This is a genomic window from Demequina maris, from assembly GCF_000971155.1.
Classification (GTDB): domain Bacteria; phylum Actinomycetota; class Actinomycetes; order Actinomycetales; family Demequinaceae; genus Demequina; species Demequina maris.
Genome location: NZ_BBLX01000005.1, coordinates 87,176 through 103,717 on the forward strand (window position 1 = coordinate 87,176; position 16,542 = coordinate 103,717).

Below are 16,542 nucleotides of genomic sequence, written 5' to 3' on the forward strand. Positions count from 1 at the left end.
ACGCTACGGGAGATGCCCGTGGTGACGTTCACATCGTCGCGCCCGTGTGGAGAGGCGCATCGGGGCGCCGCGAGGATGAGCGCCAGATCAGGGCATCCCCCGATCGCCGGGCGCCCGTGCACCTGACAGACTTGGCCACGTGAACGAGCTGTGGCACCTCCTGACCGACTGGATCGGGACCGTCGAGGTCTGGGTCGAGTCCCTCATGGAGTCGCTGTGGATCTACCCGGCGGTGTGGCTGCTGTCGCTGCTCGACGGCGTCTTCCCGGTGCTCCCGAGCGAGTCCGTCGTCATCGCCACCGCGACCAGCTGGGCCCAGTCGGGCTCGCCGTGGATCGGGATCATCTGGGTCGCCGCCGCGACCGGCGCGTGGTGCGGCGACCAGCTCGCGTACCTCATCGGGTCCAAGCTCGACGTGCGCAAGCACCCCTTGTTCGCGCGCGCCGGCATGCGCAAGACGCTCGACTGGGCCGAGTCGACGCTCGAGCGCCGCGGCACGACCTTCATCATCGCGGCCCGGTTCATCCCGATGGGCCGCGTCGCCGTCAACCTCACCGCGGGCGCGCTGCGCTACCCGCGCCAGTGGTTCATGGTCGTGGACGCGGTCGCGGTCGCGATCTGGGCGACCTACGGCACCGCGCTGGGGATCTGGGCGGGCTCGATCTTCGAGAACATCCTCGTGTCGATCACGGTGGGCGTGATCGGCGGCGTCGTGATCGGCATCGTGATCGACAAGATCCTCGCGCGTCTGGGCTTCGCCGAGCCGGAGATGCCGAACCTGTCCGAGGAGATCGAGGAGCGGATGCTCACGGGCGAGCTGCAGGTGCGGCCGCCGCGTCGCGAGCGTCGCCAGGCGGAGGGGAGCGCCGACGATGGCGCCTGACGCCGTCGACGGCGTCGAGGTCGGCTGGGAGGACGCGCGCGCCGCGAACCTGGCCAACTGGGACGACCGCGTGCCGCTCCACGTCGAGGCCTACGGCCTCGACGCCTACGCGGCGGATCCGACCCACCTCTCCAGCGTGGTCCGCCACGACCTCCCGGTCCTCGAGCGTCATCTGGACGGCGGCTCGCTGGCCGGGCTCGACCTGTGCCACCTCCAGTGCCACATCGGCACCGACACGGTCTCGCTCGCCCGCGCCGGCGCGCGGGTGGTCGGCGTGGACTTCTCCGCGCCCGCCCTCGAGGCCGCGGCGCGGCTCGCCGAGGGGCTCGGGATCGACGCCCGCTGGGTCGAGGGCGACGTGCTGGACGCGCGGGCGCTCGTCGACGCGGCGCTGGGCGCGGACCGCACGTTCGACGTCGTCTACACGAGCATCGGCACCATCGGCTGGCTGTCCGACCTGACGGCCTGGGCGCGGCAGATCGCCGCGCTGCTCGCCCCGGGCGGCGTGCTGTACTTCCGCGACGGCCACCCGATGCTGGGCACCATCGACGAGGACCGCGACGAGCTCGTGGCCCGCTACCGGTACTTCGCGGACGGCCGCGCGCTCCGCTGGGACGACGACGCGACGTACGTGGGGGACGGGACGGTGGAGTCGACCGTCACCTACGAGTGGGCGCACCCCGTCTCCGAGATCGTCACGGCGCTGCTGGACGCCGGCCTCACGATCGAGGCGATGGACGAGGGCCGCACCCTCCCGTGGCGCTTCAGCCCCCGCATGGTGGAGCGTCCCGACGGCGACTTCGAGTGGCCCGGCGAGGACGCCGCGCGCGTGCCCTGCACGCTGACGGTGGTCGCGAGGAAGCGGTAGCCGCGCCTACAGCTTGCGCATGCGCACGGACTCGACGCGGTGGTCCGGGCCCTTGTTGAGGATGATCGTCGCGCGCGAGCGGGTCGGCGCGATGTTGCGTGCCAGGTTCGGCGCGTTGACCGTGTCCCAGATCTGGCCGGCGACGGAGCGTGCCTGCTCGTCGGTCAGCGTCGAGTACGAGTGGAAGTACGAGTCCGGCTTCGCGAACGCGGACCCCCGCAGCGCGAGGAAGCGCTCGATGTACCAGCGGCGGATGTCCTCGGGGTGCGCGTCCACGTAGATCGACACGTCGAAGAAGTCGCTCACCGCGAGCTGCGAGGCCCCGGGCTCGCGCGGCTGCGCGGTCTGCAGCACGTTGAGCCCCTCGACGATGAGGATGTCGGGCTGGCGGACCACGACCTCCTGGCCCGGCACGATGTCGTAGACCTGGTGCGAGTACACGGGCGCGCGCACCTCGGCCGCGCCCGACTTCACCTGGAGGATGAAGTCGCGCAGCGAGCGCCGGTCGAACGACTCGGGGAAGCCCTTGCGCGCCATCAGCCCGCGCTCGTTGAGGATCGCGTTCGGGTAGAGGAAGCCGTCGGTGGTGACCAGCTCGACGTGCGGCGAGGACGGCCACCGCGCCATGAGCTCGCGCAGCAGGCGCGCGGTCGTGGACTTGCCGACCGCGACCGAGCCCGCGACCCCGATGACGAACGGCGTCCGCGACGCGCGCTCGCCCAGGAAGCTGCTGGTCGCGCCGTGCAGCGCGCCCGTCGCGCCGGAGTACAGGTCGAGCAGCCGCGACAGCGGCCGGTAGATGCGGTCGACCTCCGCGATGTCGATGGGGTCGCCGAGGCCGCGCACCCGCGCCACGTCGTCCGCGGTGAGCGGCAGCGGCGTCGCATCCGCGAGGGCCGCCCACTCGTCGCGGGTCAGGGTGACGTACGGGGTGCCCGCGTCGGACCGTCGCGCCTCGTTCACCCGACCATTGTGGCGCATCGTCCGACCGTCGGACGATGCGCGCGCGCCGGCCTGCGCCGAGCGCCCGGGGGCGGCCTCTAGACTCGGGGGCATGTGCGGAATCGTCGGATATGTGGGGTCGGGCGCGCCCGGCGGCCGCCCGCAGGGCGTCGTGATGTCGGGGCTGGCGCGGCTGGAGTACCGCGGATACGACTCCGCCGGCATCGCCGTGGTCACCGAGGACACGGAGCGGGTCGCGATGTCGAAGAAGGCGGGCAAGCTCGTCAACCTCGAGAAGGAGCTCGCCGAGCGCCCGCTCGCGCCGGGCACGGCGGCGATCGGCCACACGCGGTGGGCGACGCACGGCGCCCCCACGGACGCCAACGCGCACCCGCACCTCGCGGCCGGCGGGCGGATCGCGATCATCCACAACGGCATCATCGAGAACTTCGCCGCGCTGCGGGCCGAGCTGCTCGACGAGGGCGTCGAGTTCCTGTCCGAGACCGACACCGAGGTCGCGGGCCACCTGCTCGCACGCGAGGTCGACCGCGGGCTGTCGCTCGCGGACGCGATGCGCGCGATCACGCGCCGCCTCGAGGGCGCCTTCACGCTGCTCGCCGTCGACGCGCGCGAGCCGCGCTCCGTCGTCGGTGCGCGCCGCAACAGCCCGCTCGTCATCGGCCTGGGCGAGGGGGAGAACTTCCTCGGCTCGGACGTGGTCGCGTTCATCGAGCACACGCGCGACGCCCTCGAGCTGCACCAGGACGAGGTCGTCGAGATCACCCCGGACGGCGTCACCATCACCGACATCCGCGGACTCGTGGTCGAGCGCGAGCCGTACCACGTCGATTGGGACGCCTCGGCGGCGCAGAAGGGCGGCTTCGCTACCTTCATGGAGAAGGAGATCCACGACCAGCCGACGGCGGTCGCGGACACCCTCCGCGGGCGCATCGACGAGCACGGCCGCCTCCAGCTCGACGGCGGCATGATCCACGAGACGATCCTCAACTCGATCGACAAGATCATCGTGGTCGCGTGCGGCACCGCCGCCTACGCGGGCCTGGTGGGCCGCTACGCGATCGAGCACTGGTGCCGCATCCCGGTCGAGGTCGAGCTCGCGCACGAGTTCCGCTACCGCGACCCCGTGGTGAGCGTGCGCACCCTGGTGGTCGCCATCAGCCAGTCCGGCGAGACGATGGACACGATCATGGCGGTGCGCCACGCGCAGCAGCAGGGCGCCCCGGTCATCGCGATCGTCAACTCGCAGGGCTCGACCATCGCGCGCGAGGCCGACGCGGTGCTCTACACGCGCGCCGGCCCCGAGATCGCGGTCGCGTCCACCAAGGCGTTCCTCGCGCAGATCACCGCCGTGTACCTGCTCGGCATCTACCTCGCCGAGCTGCGCGGCAACAAGTTCCCCGACGAGATCGAGTCGCTGCTCGACCAGCTCGACGCGATCCCCGCGAAGATCCAGCGCGTGCTCGACACGTCGGAGCCGATCCGCGAGCTCGCGCGCACCATGGCGAACGAGCGCACCGTGCTGTTCCTGGGCCGGCACGTGGGCTGCCCGGTGGCCCTCGAGGGCGCGCTCAAGCTCAAGGAGCTCGCGTATATCCACGCCGAGGGCTTCGCCGCCGGCGAGCTCAAGCACGGCCCCATCGCGCTCGTCGAGGAGGGCCAGCCGGTGTTCATCGTGCTGCCCAGCCCGCGCGGCCGCGAGTCGCTGCACTCCAAGGTGATCTCGAACGTGCAGGAGGTCCGCGCCCGCGGCGCCCGCACGTTCGTCATCGCGGAGGAGGGCGACAAGGAGGCGGAGAACTACGCCGAGCAGGTGTTCTACGTGCCCTCCGCGCCGGTGCTCATGACGCCGCTGCTGTCCGTGGTGCCGCTCCAGCTGTTCGCGCTCGAGCTGGCCGCGGCCAAGGGCTACGACGTCGACCAGCCGCGCAACCTCGCGAAGTCCGTCACGGTGGAGTGACGGTGGCGATCCTGGGGCTCGGCATCGACGTCGTCGAGATCGCGCGGTTCGAGGACGCCCTCGAGCGCTCGCCCGGCTTCCTCGAGCGGGTCTTCACGCCCGCCGAGCGCACCATGGGCCACGCGAGCCTCGCCGCCCGCTGGGCTGCGAAGGAGGCGCTCGCGAAGGCGCTCGGCGCGCCCGCGGGCCTGTCGTGGCAGGACTGCGAGGTGACCCGCGAGGACGGCGGCCAGCCGCGTCTCCTCGTCACGGGCACGGTCGCCGCGCGCGTCGCCGCGCTCGGCATGACGTCGCTGCACGTGTCGCTGTCGCACGACGCGGGGATCGCCTCCGCCGTCGTCATCGGGGAGGGCTGAATGACCCGCTTGCAGGTGAGCATCGACCACGGCGCGATCGCGCGCAACGTCGAGCGGCTGCGCGCCCACGCGCCCACCGCCGCGGTGATGGCCGTGGTCAAGGCCGATGCGTACGGCCACGGCCTCGTCGGCGCCTCCCGCGCCGCGCGCGAGGGCGGGGCCGCGTGGCTCGGCGTCGCGCAGCCGGACGAGGCGCTCGCGCTCCGCGCCGCCGGCGACACGGGCCGCGTGCTGTGCTGGCTGTACGGCCCCGAGCTGCCCGCGCGTGCGCTCATCCGCGGCGGCGTGGACGTCAGCGCGTCCTCGCTCGAGGTGCTCGACACGCTCGTCGCCGCCGCCCGCATGGACGGCCTGCGCGCCCGCGTCCACCTGTGCATCGACACCGGCCTGTCCCGCGAGGGCGTGCGTCCCGAGGTGCTGCCCGCCCTGCTCGACGCCGCGCTCGCGGCGGACGATGCGGTCGAGGTGGTCGGCGTGTGGTCCCACCTCGCGTGGGCGGACCAGCCGGGCCATCCCACGATCGACCGTCAGGCGGACGTGTTCCGCGCGGCCGTCGCGACCATCGAGGCGCGCGGCATCGCGCTCGAGGTGCGCCACCTCGCGAACTCCGCGGCGACGCTCACCCGTCCCGACCTGCACTTCGACCTGGTCCGCCCCGGCATCGCCGTGTACGGCCTGCCGCCGGTCGAGGACCCGTCGGGCGAGGGCTTCGGGCTCGAGCCCGCGATGCGCGTCACCGCGTCGCTCGCGCTCGTCAAGGACGTGCCGGCGGGGGAGGGCGTGAGCTACGGCCACGAGTACACGACGCCGCGCGACACCCGGCTCGGGCTGGTCACCGCGGGCTACTCCGACGGCATCTTCCGCTCCGCCGGCAAGGGCCGCGGCCCCGTCGCCATCGGCGGTCGCCGCCACGTCATCGCGGGCCGGGTCTGCATGGACCAGGTGGTCCTCGACCTCGGCCCCGACGCCACCGAGCGTCCCGGCGACGAGGTGGTCCTCATCGGCGTCGACGGGCCCTCGGCTCGCGAATGGGCCGATGCGGCGGGCACCATCGACTACGAGATCGTCTGCCGCTTCGGCGGCCTGAAGGAGAAGCACCCGGCATGACCAGCGCATCGTCCGCCACCTTCGACGTCGCCGACGGCGACGCGATGCGGGCCCTCGCCCGCGACGTGCTCGCGCCGCACCTGCGCGCGGGCGACGTCGTCATCCTCAGCGGCGACCTGGGCGCCGGCAAGACCACGTTCACGCAGGGCCTGGGCGACGCGATCGGCGTGCGCGGCCCCGTCGCGAGCCCCACGTTCATCATCGCGCGCACGCACCCGTCCGAGGTGGGCGGTCCCGCCCTCATCCACGTCGACGCGTACCGGCTCAACTCGCTCGCCGAGCTCGACGACCTCGACCTCGACGCCACCGTCGACAGCTCGATCACCGTGGTCGAGTGGGGCGAGGACAAGGCGGAGCAGCTCTCCCAGGACCGCGTGCACGTGAGCATCGCGCGCGAGCACGGCGGCGAGGTCGACATGGAGCGCCCCGACGAGGGCCTGCGCACCGTCACGTTCACCACCCACGGCGACCGCTGGGCCGGCGTCGCGCTCGTAGGCTAGAGCCGTGATCCTCGCCCTCGACACCTCGTCCGCCATCGCCGTCGCGCTCGTCTCCCCGTCGGGCGAGACCCTCGCGAGCCGCTCCGCGTTCAACCCCCGCGGCCACGCCGAGCTGCTGTCGGGCCTCATCGAGGAGGCGCTGACCGAGGCCGGGGCCGCGCGCGCGGACCTCACGCGCATCGTCGTCGGCACCGGGCCTGCGCCGTTCACCGGCCTGCGCGTCGGGCTCATGACGGCCCGCACCCTCGGCCACGTGTGGGGCATCCCGGTCGAGGGCGTGTGCTCGCTCGACGCGCTCGGCGCCGCGCTCCCCGGCGAGGCGACCGTGGTGGCCGATGCGCGGCGCAAGGAGGTCTACTGGGCCGCCTACCGCGACGGCGTGCGCGTCGACGGCCCGACGGTGAGCGCCCCCGGCGACGTCCCGGCGAGCGGCTCCGTGGTGGGCCGCGGCGCGCTGCTGTACCCCGACGCCTTCCCCGACGCGGTCGCGGGCGACCCCGACCCGGCGCTCCTCGTCGCCGTGGCGGACCGCCTGCGCGAGGCCGGCGAGGAGATGCCCACCGAGCCGCTGTACCTGCGCCGTCCCGACGTGCACGGCGTGCCGGGGGCGTGACCTCCGAGACCGGCGCCGACGCCGGTGCCGCGCCCGCGTGGACCATCCGCGACCTGGGCGAGGAGGACCTGCCCTGGATGGCCGACCAGGAGGTCCGCATGTTCGGCGCCTCCGCCTGGTCGCGCGAGCTCATCACCCACGACTACCTCTACGGTCTCACCCGCTACCGGGGGATCGCGCTCGACGGTGAGCTCGTCGGCTACGCCGTCTACGGCTACGACGGCGACGCGTTCCACCTGCTCAACCTCGCCGTCGCGCCCGAGGCGCGCGGGCGCGGCCTGGGGCGCGCGCTCATGGACGACTTCATGGCGGAGGCACGGCACGAGGGCGCGCCCGACGCGTGGCTCGAGGTCGCCGTCGACAACGAGGTCGCCCTGGCGCTGTACCGCGCGTACGGCTTCGAGGACGTGCGGGTCCGCCGGAAGTACTACCAGCCGGAGGGCCTCGACGCCCTCGTGATGCGCGTCCAGCTGAACGGCTACGAGCCCGACGCCTGAGGCCGTCCGCGCGACGCGGCCCCGCGCCCCGCGTAGGGTGCGAAGAAGGGTCGAGCGAAGGCGGTGGACCCATGGCGTCACGGATGGTCGAGATCGATCCGTGGGAGGTGTCGGTCACGACGCTCGACCCCGCGCGGATCCGCCTCGTCGAGAGCCTCATGTCGCTGGGCAACGGCCACATGGGCGCGCGGGGCAACTTCGAGGAGGGCTACGGCGGCGACCGCCACCTGGGCACCTACGTCGCCGGCGTGTGGTTCCCCGACCGCACGCGGGTGGGCTGGTGGAAGAACGGCTACCCCGAGTACTTCGGCAAGGTCATCAACGCGGTCGACATCGGCGCGATCCGCATCCGCGCCGGCGGCGAGCCGGTCGACCTGTTCGCCGTGCCGTTCACCGGCTTCCGGGTCGCTCTGGACCTGCGCCGCGGGTGCCTGACGCGGGAGTTCCGCTGCGAGGCCGGGGGGCTCGCGCTGCGCGTGCGCTTCGACCGCTTCCTCAGCATCGTCACGCCGGAGCTGTCGTTCCAGCGGGTCGAGATCGAGGTCGAGGCGGGCGAGGGGACGCTTGAGGTGACGCCCCTGCTCGACGGGGACGTGCACAACCTCGACGCGAACTACGCGGAGCAGTTCTGGGAGCCCGAGCCGGGCGTCGAGCGCCGCCCCGGGATGCTGTCCATGACGACGCGGCCCAACCCGTTCGGCACACCGCGCTTCACCGTGACGGCGGCCATGGACGCCCGCGCCGAGGGCCTCGAGCCCGGCGACGCCTGGGACGATGCGCTGTCCACCGGGCGGGCCTTCGACGCCACGGTGCGCGCGGGCGACCGCGTCGCGCTCGACAAGGTCGTCGCCTTCGTCACCTCGCGCGACCACGAGCCGCGCGCGCACCCGGCGGTCGCGGCGGCGCTGCTGGAGGCCGCATCGTCCCGTCCCCATGCCGCCCACCGGGCGGACCAGGAGGAGGCGTGGGCGGCGCGCTGGGCCCAGGCGGACGTCGCCATCGAGGGCGACCCGCCCGCGCAGCAGGGCATCCGGTTCAACATCTTCCAGCTGCTGTCCACGTACCGCGGCGAGGACGAGCGCCTCAACATCGGCCCCAAGGGGTTCACGGGCGAGAAGTACGGCGGCGCCACGTACTGGGACACCGAGGCCTTCCTGCTGCCCATGTACATGTCGATCGCGGACCCGGACGTGGCGCTCGCGCTGCTGCACTACCGCCACCGCCAGCTCCCGCAGGCCCAGCACAACGCCCGCCAGCAGGGCCTGCCGGGCGCGCTGTACCCGATGGTCACGTTCGACGGCGTGGAGTGCCACAACGAGTGGGAGATCACCTTCGAGGAGATCCACCGCAACGGCGCCATCGCGCACGCGATCCGCTACTACACGGACTACACGGGCGACCGCTCGTACCTCGAGGCCGAGGGCGTCGAGGTGCTCACCGAGATCGCGCGCTTCTGGGCGGGCCGCGTCCACTGGTCCGCGCGGGCCGCCGCGTACATGATCCACGGCGTCACCGGGCCGAACGAGTACGAGAACAACATCAACAACAACTGGTACACGAACTACCTGGCCCGATGGGTGCTGCGCTACACGGACGAGGCGCTCGCCGGCCTGCCCGAGCGAGCGGCTGCGCTCGGCGTCGACGACGCCGAGCGGGAGCGGTGGCGCGACATCGTCGCGCGGATGTACCTGCCGCATGACGACGAGCTCGGCGTCAACGTCCAGCACGACGGCTTCCTCGACAAGGCGCTCGCGCCGGTGTCCGCGCTGGGCGAGGGCGACCTGCCGCTCAACCAGACGTGGTCGTGGGACCGCATCCTGCGCTCGCCGTACATCAAGCAGGCGGACGTGCTCCAGGGCATGTACACCTTCACCGAGGACTTCACGACGGAGGAGATCCGCCGTAACTTCGCGTTCTACGAGCCGATGACCGTCCACGAGTCCTCGCTGTCGGCGTCGATCCACTCCGTGCTCGCCGCGGCGATCGGCATGCCGGAGAAGGCCGTCGAGCTCTACGGCCGTACCGCGCGGCTCGACCTCGACAACTACAACAACGACACCGAGGACGGCCTGCACATCACGTCGATGAGCGGCGCCTGGCTCGCGATCGTGCAGGGCTTCGGAGGCATGCGCGGGCTGGGGGAGAGGCTGCGCTTCGCGCCGTTCTGCCCCGAGGGCTGGCAGGGCTACAGCTTCATGATCCGGTACCGCGGGCGGCTGCTGCGGGTGGCGGTCGGAGCCTCGTCCACCGAGTTCACGCTGGTCGAGGGCGAGCCGCTCGAGATCGAGGTCGGCGACGGCCTCGTCACCGTGGCGGCGGACGCACCGGCGACGGTCGCGAACCGGGCCTGAGCCGCGCCCCCGACCGCCGCGGAGGCTCAGAGCTCGCGGACGCCGACCTCGGCGGCGATCCGGCCGCGGCGCTCGCCCGACAGGTCGTCGCCGACGGTCGGGTGCCCGACGCCGAGGATGACCTCGGAGCGCCACCCCTCGGGCAGCAGCGCGGCGTCGAGGGCGGCCTTGTCGAAGCCGCCGTACGGCCGCAGCGCGAGGCCCTCGGCGCGCAGCGCGACGATGAGGTAGCCCAGCTGGAGCATCGCGCCCGAGTGGGCGAGCCCCGCGCGCATCTCGGGGTTGGCCTCGAAGCGCTCGTGGAAGCCGGCCATGCCGGGCGCGGTGACCTCGTGGTGGTCGTGGAAGCGGTCGTCGTGCGCGGCGACCAGCAGCAGCGGCGCCTGCGCGAGCTTCGGGCGGTTGCCGGGCATCGCGGCATCGATGACGGCGGCGCGGGCGGCCTCGGAGCGCGCCACGACGAGGCGCAGCGGCTGGGTGTTCATGCTCGACGGGCCGAACTTGGCGAGGTCCCAGGCGCGCGTCACGAGCGCGGCGTCCACCGGGCGCTCGTCGAAGGCGATCGCGGAGCGCGCGGAGGTGAACAGCGCGGCGCGGGCGTCCTCGTCGAGGGCGAACGGGGCAAGGGTCGACTCGGAAAGGTTCGGGGTTGTCATATCAACCATGATGCGCCCTCGAGGCGGGTGCCCGCGACGGGCGGAGGTCCCGGGCTCCTGCGTCGCCGGTGCGCCCGACTACAGTTGACCCGTGGCATTGGTACTGGGACTCGAGAGCACCTGCGACGAGACGGGCGTCGCGCTCGTGGAGGACGGCGAGCTGCTCGCCGACGTCGTCGCATCGTCGATGGACGAGCACGCGCGCTTCGGCGGCATCGTCCCCGAGGTCGCCTCGCGCGCCCACCTCGAGGCCGTCCTGCCGACGCTCGACGAGGCGCTGAGCCGCGCCGGCCGCACGCTGTCGGACGTCGACGCGGTCGCCGTCGCCTCGGGCCCCGGCCTCGTCGGCTCGCTCACCGTGGGCGTGTCCGCCGCCAAGGCGCTGTCGCTCGGCCTCGGCCGCCCGCTCTACGGCGTCAACCACGTCATCGGCCACGCCGCCGTCGACCAGCTGGTCCACGGCCGCTTCCCGGACCGCACCATGGCGCTCGTGGTGTCCGGCGGGCACACGTCGCTGCTCATGGTCGACGACATCGCGACCCGGGTCACCGAGCTCGGCCACACGCTGGACGATGCGGCGGGCGAGGCCTTCGACAAGGTCGGCCGCCTGCTCGGCCTGCCCTACCCGGGCGGCCCGCACGTCGACCGCCTCGCGCGCGAGGGCGACCCCGAGGCGATCCCGTTCCCGCGCGGCCTGTCGCGCCCCAAGGACATGGTCAACCACGCCTACGACTTCTCGTTCTCCGGGCTCAAGACCGCGGTCGCGCGCTGGGTCGAGGCCCGTCGCGCCTCCGGCCAGGAGGTGCCCATCGAGGACGTGTGCGCGAGCTTCGCCGCGGCCGTCGCCGACGTGCTCGTCACCAAGACCCTCAACGCGTGCCGCGAGCACGACGTCGAGACCCTCGTCATCGGCGGCGGCTTCTCCGCCAACAGCCAGCTGCGCGAGCTCGCGCAGGCCCGCGGCGAGGCCGCCGGCATCGACGTGCGCATCCCGCCGCTGCGCTACTGCACCGACAACGGGGCGATGATCGCCGCGCTCGGCTCCGCCGTCGTCGAGGCGGGCGTGAAGCCCAGCACGCTCGGCATCGGCGTCGACTCCTCGATGCCGCTGTCGACCATCACGGTCTGATGCGCCGCAGCGCAGGCGCCGCCGCGCTGCTCGCGGCCGTGACCGTGCTCGCCGCGTGCACCGGCGGCGATCCGTCGCCGTCGCCGACCCCGTCGGCGCTCGTCGCGGAGCCGGTGGCGACCGTCAGCGCGCCGGCGCCCGCCGCATCGTCCACCCCGAGCCCCACCCCGACCGTCGAGACCCTCGCGTGGGGCCCCACCGTCGCCGACTGGGACGACGCGCTCGCGACCGCGCGCGCACTGCCCCTGCGGCGCGCCGCGGGCCAGGTGATCGTGGCCGACGTGTACTCGCCCGACCCGGCCGCCGCGGCCGCCCTCGTGAGCGAGCACCACGTCGGCGGCGTGATCCTCATGGGCGGGGCCGCGCCGTCCGCCGAGGCCGTCGCCGCGCTCGCGGACCGCGTCCAGCGGGCCGACGACCGCGACTGGCCCGTCCTGGTCTCCGCCGACGAGGAGGGCGGCATCGTGTCGCGCCTGTCCGCGGCCGTCCCGAGCCTGCCGTCCTTCATGGCCGCCGGCGCCGCGACGGACGATGCGGCGGTGACCGAGGCGTACCGGTCCTCCGCGGCGGACATGCGGGCGCTCGGCGTGCTCGTCGACTACGCGCCCGTCGCGGACGTCACCCTCGGCCCCGCCGACCCCATCATCCGCACGCGCAGCGCCGGCGACGACCCGGACGGGGTCGCGGCGACGGTCACCGCCGCGGTCGCGGGCTTCGTCGACGGCGGCGTGGTGCCCGTGATCAAGCACTTCCCGGGCCACGGCTCGGTCACCGTCGACTCCCACGCCGGGCTGCCGGTGCAGGAGCGGTCCGTGGCCCGCCTCGCCCGCACCGACCTGGTGCCCTTCGCGCGCGCGATCGAGGCGGGCGCCCCCGCGGTGATGATGGGCCACATCGCCGTGCCCGCGTGGGGGGACGGGCCCGCGACGCTCGAGCGGAAGGCGTACGGCTACCTGCGCGACGAGCTCGGCTTCACGGGCGTCGCGATCACCGACGCGCTCAACATGGCCGCCGTCGCGGACGGCCGCACGACGGGCCAGGTCGCGGTGCGCGCGCTCCGCGCCGGCGCCGACGTCCTCCTCATGCCCGGCGACGCCGGCGACGTGATCGACGCCGTCGCCTCCGCCGTGAAGGACGGCCGGCTGTCGCGCGATCGTCTCGACGAGGCCGCCGCGCGGTCGATCCTGCTGATGCGATGGGCGGACGGGCTCGGCGGCGGCGAGCCGTCGCCGGCGTACGCGCGCACCTTCGCGGCGGCCGGCACCACCGTCGCCGCCGAGGACTGCACGCGCCCGCTGGTGCGCCGCCGGGCGACCGTGGTCGCGGGCCCGGACGATGCGGCGGCCGCCCTCACCCGAGCGCTCGAGGCGCGCGGGGTCGAGACCGGCGACGGCGGCACCTCGATCGCGCTGCTGTCGTCCGGCGGCTACCGGGCCGCTGCCGATGTCGTGGTCACCCTCGGGGGCCCGTGGGGCCTGTCCGACTCGACGGCCGATGCGTACGTCGCCACGTACGGCGACTCGGCCGCGTCGATCGGCGCGCTCGCGGACGTGCTGGTCGGCGACGTGGAGCCCGGCGGCGAGTGGCCGGTCGCGCTCGAGGGCGCGCTGCCGGCCTGCGCGGCCTGAGCCTCACCCCCGCTCGCCCGCCCCGCCACCTCGACCGCCCTGCGGGGGAGCCGGCGACGGTTCTGGAAGGTTCGTGACTCCTACGGGGAGCTGAGCGACGCCCCGGCCGCCTAGGCCGGCTCCAGGGCGCCGTGCGCGGCCTCGCGGATGGCCTCCGCGACGGTGTCCAGCGCGGCCGACTGCGTCCGCCACTGCTGCCAGTACAGGGCCATGTCCTCGACCGGACCGCCGAGGTCGACCAGCTCGAGCCCCTCGCGCTGCACCGCGGGCAGCAGCCCCCACCCCATCCCCAGGGCGATCGCCCGCGCGAACTCGGGCGACGACGGGACGCGGTGCCGCGGCGGCGCGTCCGGGTCCGCGCCCCTCGCCTCGAGCCACCGCGTCTGGATCGTGTCGCGGCGGTCGAAGTCGACGACCGGCGCCACCGCGAGCGACTCCGGTGCGACGCCCGCGGCGAACCAGCGCTCCGCGAAGGCCGGCGCCGCGACCGCGCGATACCGCATGCGGCCCAGCCGGACCACGGAGCATCCCGGCACGGCCGCCGCCCGCGTGGTGACGGCGGCGACCACCTCGCCGCGCTGGAGGAGGTCCGCGGTGTACTGCTCGTCCTCGCGGTGCAGGTGGACCGTCGCGCCCAGGCCCGGCAGCGCCGCGGCGAGCGGCGGCAGCAGCCACGTCGCGAGCGAGTCCGCGTTCACCGCGATGCGCAGCGGCGCGGGCCGGTCGTCCGCGATGCCGAGGGCGGCGGCGGCCTCGGCCTCGAGCAGCGTCACCTGCCGCGCGTAGCGGACCACGGCCTCGCCGGCCGGGGTCGGCCGGACGGGTCGCGAGCGCACGAGCAGCACCTGCCCGGTCAGCCGCTCGAGCGTCGCCATGCGCTGGCTGACCGCCGACTGCGTGACGTGCAGGGCCCTCGCCGCCGCGTCGAGCGATCCCTCGTCGACGACGGCAGCCAGCGTCTGCGCGAGGTCGGCGGGGATCTTCATATAAGTAACGCTAATGCAGTATTCACAATTGTTAGTGGTGCTGTGGATAACCGGGGCCTACCGTGTCGCCATGACCTACCTCGCCGGGCTCGGCCTCGCCTTCTCGCTGATCGTCGCCATCGGCGCGCAGAACGTGTTCGTGCTGCGCCAGGGGCTGCGGCGCGAGCACGTCGGCATCGTGGTGCTCATCTGCGCGGCGTCGGACGCCGTGCTCGTCGCGGTCGGCGTGGCGGGCATGGGCGCGGCGGCCACGGCGGCGCCGCTGCTGGTCTCCGTGGTGCGCTGGGCCGGTGCCGCCTTCCTCCTCGCCTACGCGATCCTCGCGGCACGGCGCGCGCTGGCGCCGGGAGGGGAGCGGCTGGAGGCGTCCGCGGACGATGCGGCGGCGCGTCCCGCATCGTCCGCCCGCACCGCGGTGGCGACGTCCACCCGCACCGTCGTGGTGACGTGCCTCGCCCTCACGTGGCTCAACCCCCACGTCTACCTCGACACCGTGGTGCTGATGGGCACGGTCGGATCGACCCATGACGCACGCTGGCTGTTCGCCGCCGGCGCCGCGACGGCGAGCGCGGTGTGGTTCACGGCGCTGGGCTACGGCGCGCGGCTGCTGTCCGGGGTGCTGGCCAGGCCGGGGGCGTGGCGCGTGCTCGACGGCGCGATCGCCGTCGTGATGGCGGTCATCGCGGTGTCGCTCGCGGCCGGCGCCTGACCGGGCCGTCCGTCAGAGCGTCGGGCCGACGAGCTCGGCCATGCGGCGGATGGTCGGCGCGGCGTGCGAGAAGAACCGGAAGTACCCCGGGCACAGGTGGTTGAGGCCGGGCTCGCCGTCGGCGGTGGTGTCGAAGCGGTCCTTGGGGCACCCGCCGTGGCAGGCCCACCGCACCGGGCACTCCCGGCACTGCGAGGGCAGGCTCGTGAGCTTCGCCTTCCCGAACTCGCGCTGCTCGGGCGACTGCAGGATCGACTGCAGCGACCGCTCGGCGACGTTGCCCCGCTGGAAGCCGGGCTCGACGTAGTGGTCGCACGCGTACACGTCGCCGGTGTGCTCGACCGCGAGCGCGCCGCCGCACTCCGGGGCGTGGACGCACATCGAGTACTGCCCGAGGGCGTTGCCCAGCATGACGTCGAAGTGCTGGACGAACATCGTGCCGACGTCGTGCGCGGCCCACTCGTCGAAGATCGTGGCGAGGAACTCGCCCCATGCCGCGGGGTCGACGCTGCGGCTGGTCACGGCGTCGCCCTGCTGGCGGTAGAGGATGCGCGTGCCGTTGCCGTCCTTCCACCCCTGCTCGGCGATGGGCAGCTGCTCTCGCGTGACGCGCTCGACGATGGGGATGAACTGCACGTGCCGTGCGCCCAAGGTGTCGCGGAAGTACCGGTAGACCTCGAGCCCGTGGTCCTGGTTGGCGGCGTGCACGGTGCACAGGATGTTGTAGTCGACGCCGTGGCGCTTGAGCACCTCGTGCCCGCGCATCACCTGCGCGTGCGTGGCGCGGCCCGCCTTGTTGACGCGGTAGGCGTCGTGGAGGTGCGCCGGGCCGTCGACGCTGAGGCCGATGAGGAAGCCGTGCTGCGCGAGGAACTCGCCCCACGCATCGTCCAGCAGGGTGCCGTTGGTCTGCAGGGTGTGCCGGACGTTCTGCTGGGGCCGGCGCAGCTGCTCCGCGAGCTCGACCGCGCGTCGGAAGAACGGGATGCCGCGCATCGTGGGCTCGCCGCCCTGCCACGCGATCTCGACGTCGCCATCCGGCTGCGAGCGCAGCAGGTTCGCCAGGTACGACTCGAGGCCGGCCTCCGACATGCGCTGGCCGTCGCTGTCGTACAGCAGCTCCTTGGACAGGAAGAAGCAGTACGTGCAGTCGAGGTTGCACGCCGCGCCCGTCGGCTTGGCCAGGACGGTGAACGGCAGCCGGCGGCGTCCGCCCCTCGTCAGCGGGTCGAGCCCGGGGACGGCGACGACGACCGGGCGGGAGGGGGCCGGTGAATCAGACATACGGTGACAATTCTACGGGGGACGGGGCGGGAGGAGGTGGGGCGGGAGGTCCTGG

The 16,542-nt window shown here is 73.7% G+C and carries 16 protein-coding genes; 12 read left to right on the top strand and 4 right to left on the bottom strand.

Annotated elements, in window-relative coordinates; all coding sequences use genetic code 11:
• Nucleotides 1–139: 139 nt before the first annotated feature.
• Complete coding sequence (locus tag AOM02_RS07460; protein WP_062298327.1) at nt 140–883, top strand: DedA family protein; 744 nt, start codon at nt 140–142, stop codon at nt 881–883.
• Nucleotides 873–1,751, top strand: a complete 879-nt coding sequence (locus AOM02_RS07465) for a class I SAM-dependent methyltransferase (protein ID WP_062298330.1) — start codon at nt 873–875, stop codon at nt 1,749–1,751. The genes AOM02_RS07460 and AOM02_RS07465 overlap by 11 nt, the downstream gene beginning before the upstream one ends.
• A gap of 6 nt (nt 1,752–1,757) precedes the next feature.
• Here the strand turns inward: AOM02_RS07465 and coaA are convergent, their stop codons facing one another.
• Complete coding sequence (gene coaA, locus AOM02_RS07470; protein WP_062298332.1) at nt 1,758–2,732, bottom strand: type I pantothenate kinase; 975 nt, start codon at nt 2,730–2,732, stop codon at nt 1,758–1,760.
• Nucleotides 2,733–2,805: 73 nt separating this feature from the next.
• Here coaA and glmS point away from each other — a divergent pair, with 73 nt between their 5' ends.
• The 7 genes from glmS (at nt 2,806) to AOM02_RS07505 (ending at nt 10,095) form a co-directional block, all read left to right on the top strand.
• Nucleotides 2,806–4,671: a glutamine--fructose-6-phosphate transaminase (isomerizing) gene (glmS, locus tag AOM02_RS07475; RefSeq protein WP_062298335.1), complete on the top strand. Its 1,866-nt coding sequence runs from the start codon at nt 2,806–2,808 to the stop codon at nt 4,669–4,671.
• Nucleotides 4,672–4,673: 2 nt separating this feature from the next.
• Nucleotides 4,674–5,027 (top strand): holo-ACP synthase, encoded by a 354-nt coding sequence (locus AOM02_RS07480; RefSeq protein WP_062298338.1) that lies wholly within the window; start codon nt 4,674–4,676, stop codon nt 5,025–5,027.
• Nucleotides 5,028–6,134: an alanine racemase gene (alr, locus tag AOM02_RS07485; protein ID WP_062298340.1), complete on the top strand. Its 1,107-nt coding sequence runs from the start codon at nt 5,028–5,030 to the stop codon at nt 6,132–6,134. It begins immediately after the preceding gene.
• Nucleotides 6,131–6,634: a tRNA (adenosine(37)-N6)-threonylcarbamoyltransferase complex ATPase subunit type 1 TsaE gene (gene tsaE / locus AOM02_RS07490; RefSeq protein ID WP_062298342.1), complete on the top strand. Its 504-nt coding sequence runs from the start codon at nt 6,131–6,133 to the stop codon at nt 6,632–6,634. The genes alr and tsaE overlap by 4 nt, the downstream gene beginning before the upstream one ends.
• 4 nt (nt 6,635–6,638) lie before the next feature.
• Entirely contained in the window at nt 6,639–7,247 is a 609-nt protein-coding gene (gene tsaB, locus AOM02_RS07495) for a tRNA (adenosine(37)-N6)-threonylcarbamoyltransferase complex dimerization subunit type 1 TsaB (protein ID WP_062298345.1), read from the top strand.
• Nucleotides 7,244–7,744 carry a ribosomal protein S18-alanine N-acetyltransferase gene (gene rimI / locus AOM02_RS07500; RefSeq protein WP_062298347.1) on the top strand — a complete coding sequence of 167 codons (501 nt, stop codon included), beginning with the start codon at nt 7,244–7,246 and terminating at the stop codon, nt 7,742–7,744. The genes tsaB and rimI overlap by 4 nt, the downstream gene beginning before the upstream one ends.
• Nucleotides 7,745–7,815: 71 nt before the next feature.
• Nucleotides 7,816–10,095, top strand: a complete 2,280-nt coding sequence (locus AOM02_RS07505; protein WP_062298350.1) for a family 65 glycosyl hydrolase domain-containing protein — start codon at nt 7,816–7,818, stop codon at nt 10,093–10,095.
• A gap of 26 nt (nt 10,096–10,121) precedes the next feature.
• Here the strand turns inward: AOM02_RS07505 and AOM02_RS07510 are convergent, their stop codons facing one another.
• On the bottom strand, nt 10,122–10,751 hold the full coding sequence (locus AOM02_RS07510) for a malonic semialdehyde reductase (protein ID WP_062298354.1): 630 nt from the start codon (nt 10,749–10,751) through the stop codon (nt 10,122–10,124).
• Nucleotides 10,752–10,842: 91 nt separating this feature from the next.
• Between AOM02_RS07510 and tsaD the strand changes: the two genes are divergently transcribed.
• On the top strand, nt 10,843–11,880 hold the full coding sequence (tsaD, locus tag AOM02_RS07515) for a tRNA (adenosine(37)-N6)-threonylcarbamoyltransferase complex transferase subunit TsaD (protein WP_062298356.1): 1,038 nt from the start codon (nt 10,843–10,845) through the stop codon (nt 11,878–11,880).
• Nucleotides 11,880–13,508, top strand: a complete 1,629-nt coding sequence (locus tag AOM02_RS07520) for a glycoside hydrolase family 3 N-terminal domain-containing protein (protein ID WP_062298360.1) — start codon at nt 11,880–11,882, stop codon at nt 13,506–13,508. The genes tsaD and AOM02_RS07520 overlap by 1 nt, the downstream gene beginning before the upstream one ends.
• Before the next feature lie 110 nt (nt 13,509–13,618).
• Here AOM02_RS07520 and AOM02_RS07525 read toward each other — a convergent pair whose 3' ends face one another.
• On the bottom strand, nt 13,619–14,494 hold the full coding sequence (locus AOM02_RS07525) for an ArgP/LysG family DNA-binding transcriptional regulator (RefSeq protein WP_062298362.1): 876 nt from the start codon (nt 14,492–14,494) through the stop codon (nt 13,619–13,621).
• Between the two features lie 70 nt (nt 14,495–14,564).
• On the opposite strand from AOM02_RS07525, the gene AOM02_RS07530 reads away from it, so the two are divergent.
• Complete coding sequence (locus AOM02_RS07530) at nt 14,565–15,203, top strand: LysE/ArgO family amino acid transporter (protein WP_062298365.1); 639 nt, start codon at nt 14,565–14,567, stop codon at nt 15,201–15,203.
• Nucleotides 15,204–15,215: 12 nt separating this feature from the next.
• Here AOM02_RS07530 and AOM02_RS07535 read toward each other — a convergent pair whose 3' ends face one another.
• Nucleotides 15,216–16,487, bottom strand: coding sequence for an anaerobic sulfatase maturase (locus AOM02_RS07535; protein WP_228373797.1), 1,272 nt, complete (start codon nt 16,485–16,487; stop codon nt 15,216–15,218).
• Nucleotides 16,488–16,542 lie beyond the last annotated feature (55 nt).

Excerpts from the sequence above, each read along its gene's own strand:
- AOM02_RS07510 (WP_062298354.1), bottom strand. The coding sequence starts at position 10,751 with ATGACAACCCCGAACCTTTCCGAGTCGACCCTTGCCCCGTTCGCCCTC.
- tsaE (WP_062298342.1), top strand. The coding sequence starts at position 6,131 with ATGACCAGCGCATCGTCCGCCACCTTCGACGTCGCCGACGGCGACGCG.
- AOM02_RS07525 (WP_062298362.1), bottom strand. The coding sequence starts at position 14,494 with ATGAAGATCCCCGCCGACCTCGCGCAGACGCTGGCTGCCGTCGTCGAC.
- AOM02_RS07505 (WP_062298350.1), top strand. The coding sequence starts at position 7,816 with ATGGCGTCACGGATGGTCGAGATCGATCCGTGGGAGGTGTCGGTCACG.
- AOM02_RS07530 (WP_062298365.1), top strand. The coding sequence starts at position 14,565 with ATGACCTACCTCGCCGGGCTCGGCCTCGCCTTCTCGCTGATCGTCGCC.
- AOM02_RS07535 (WP_228373797.1), bottom strand. The coding sequence starts at position 16,487 with ATGTCTGATTCACCGGCCCCCTCCCGCCCGGTCGTCGTCGCCGTCCCC.
- glmS (WP_062298335.1), top strand. The coding sequence starts at position 2,806 with ATGTGCGGAATCGTCGGATATGTGGGGTCGGGCGCGCCCGGCGGCCGC.
- coaA (WP_062298332.1), bottom strand. The coding sequence starts at position 2,732 with ATGCGCCACAATGGTCGGGTGAACGAGGCGCGACGGTCCGACGCGGGC.
- AOM02_RS07465 (WP_062298330.1), top strand. The coding sequence starts at position 873 with ATGGCGCCTGACGCCGTCGACGGCGTCGAGGTCGGCTGGGAGGACGCG.
- AOM02_RS07520 (WP_062298360.1), top strand. The coding sequence starts at position 11,880 with ATGCGCCGCAGCGCAGGCGCCGCCGCGCTGCTCGCGGCCGTGACCGTG.
- alr (WP_062298340.1), top strand. The coding sequence starts at position 5,028 with ATGACCCGCTTGCAGGTGAGCATCGACCACGGCGCGATCGCGCGCAAC.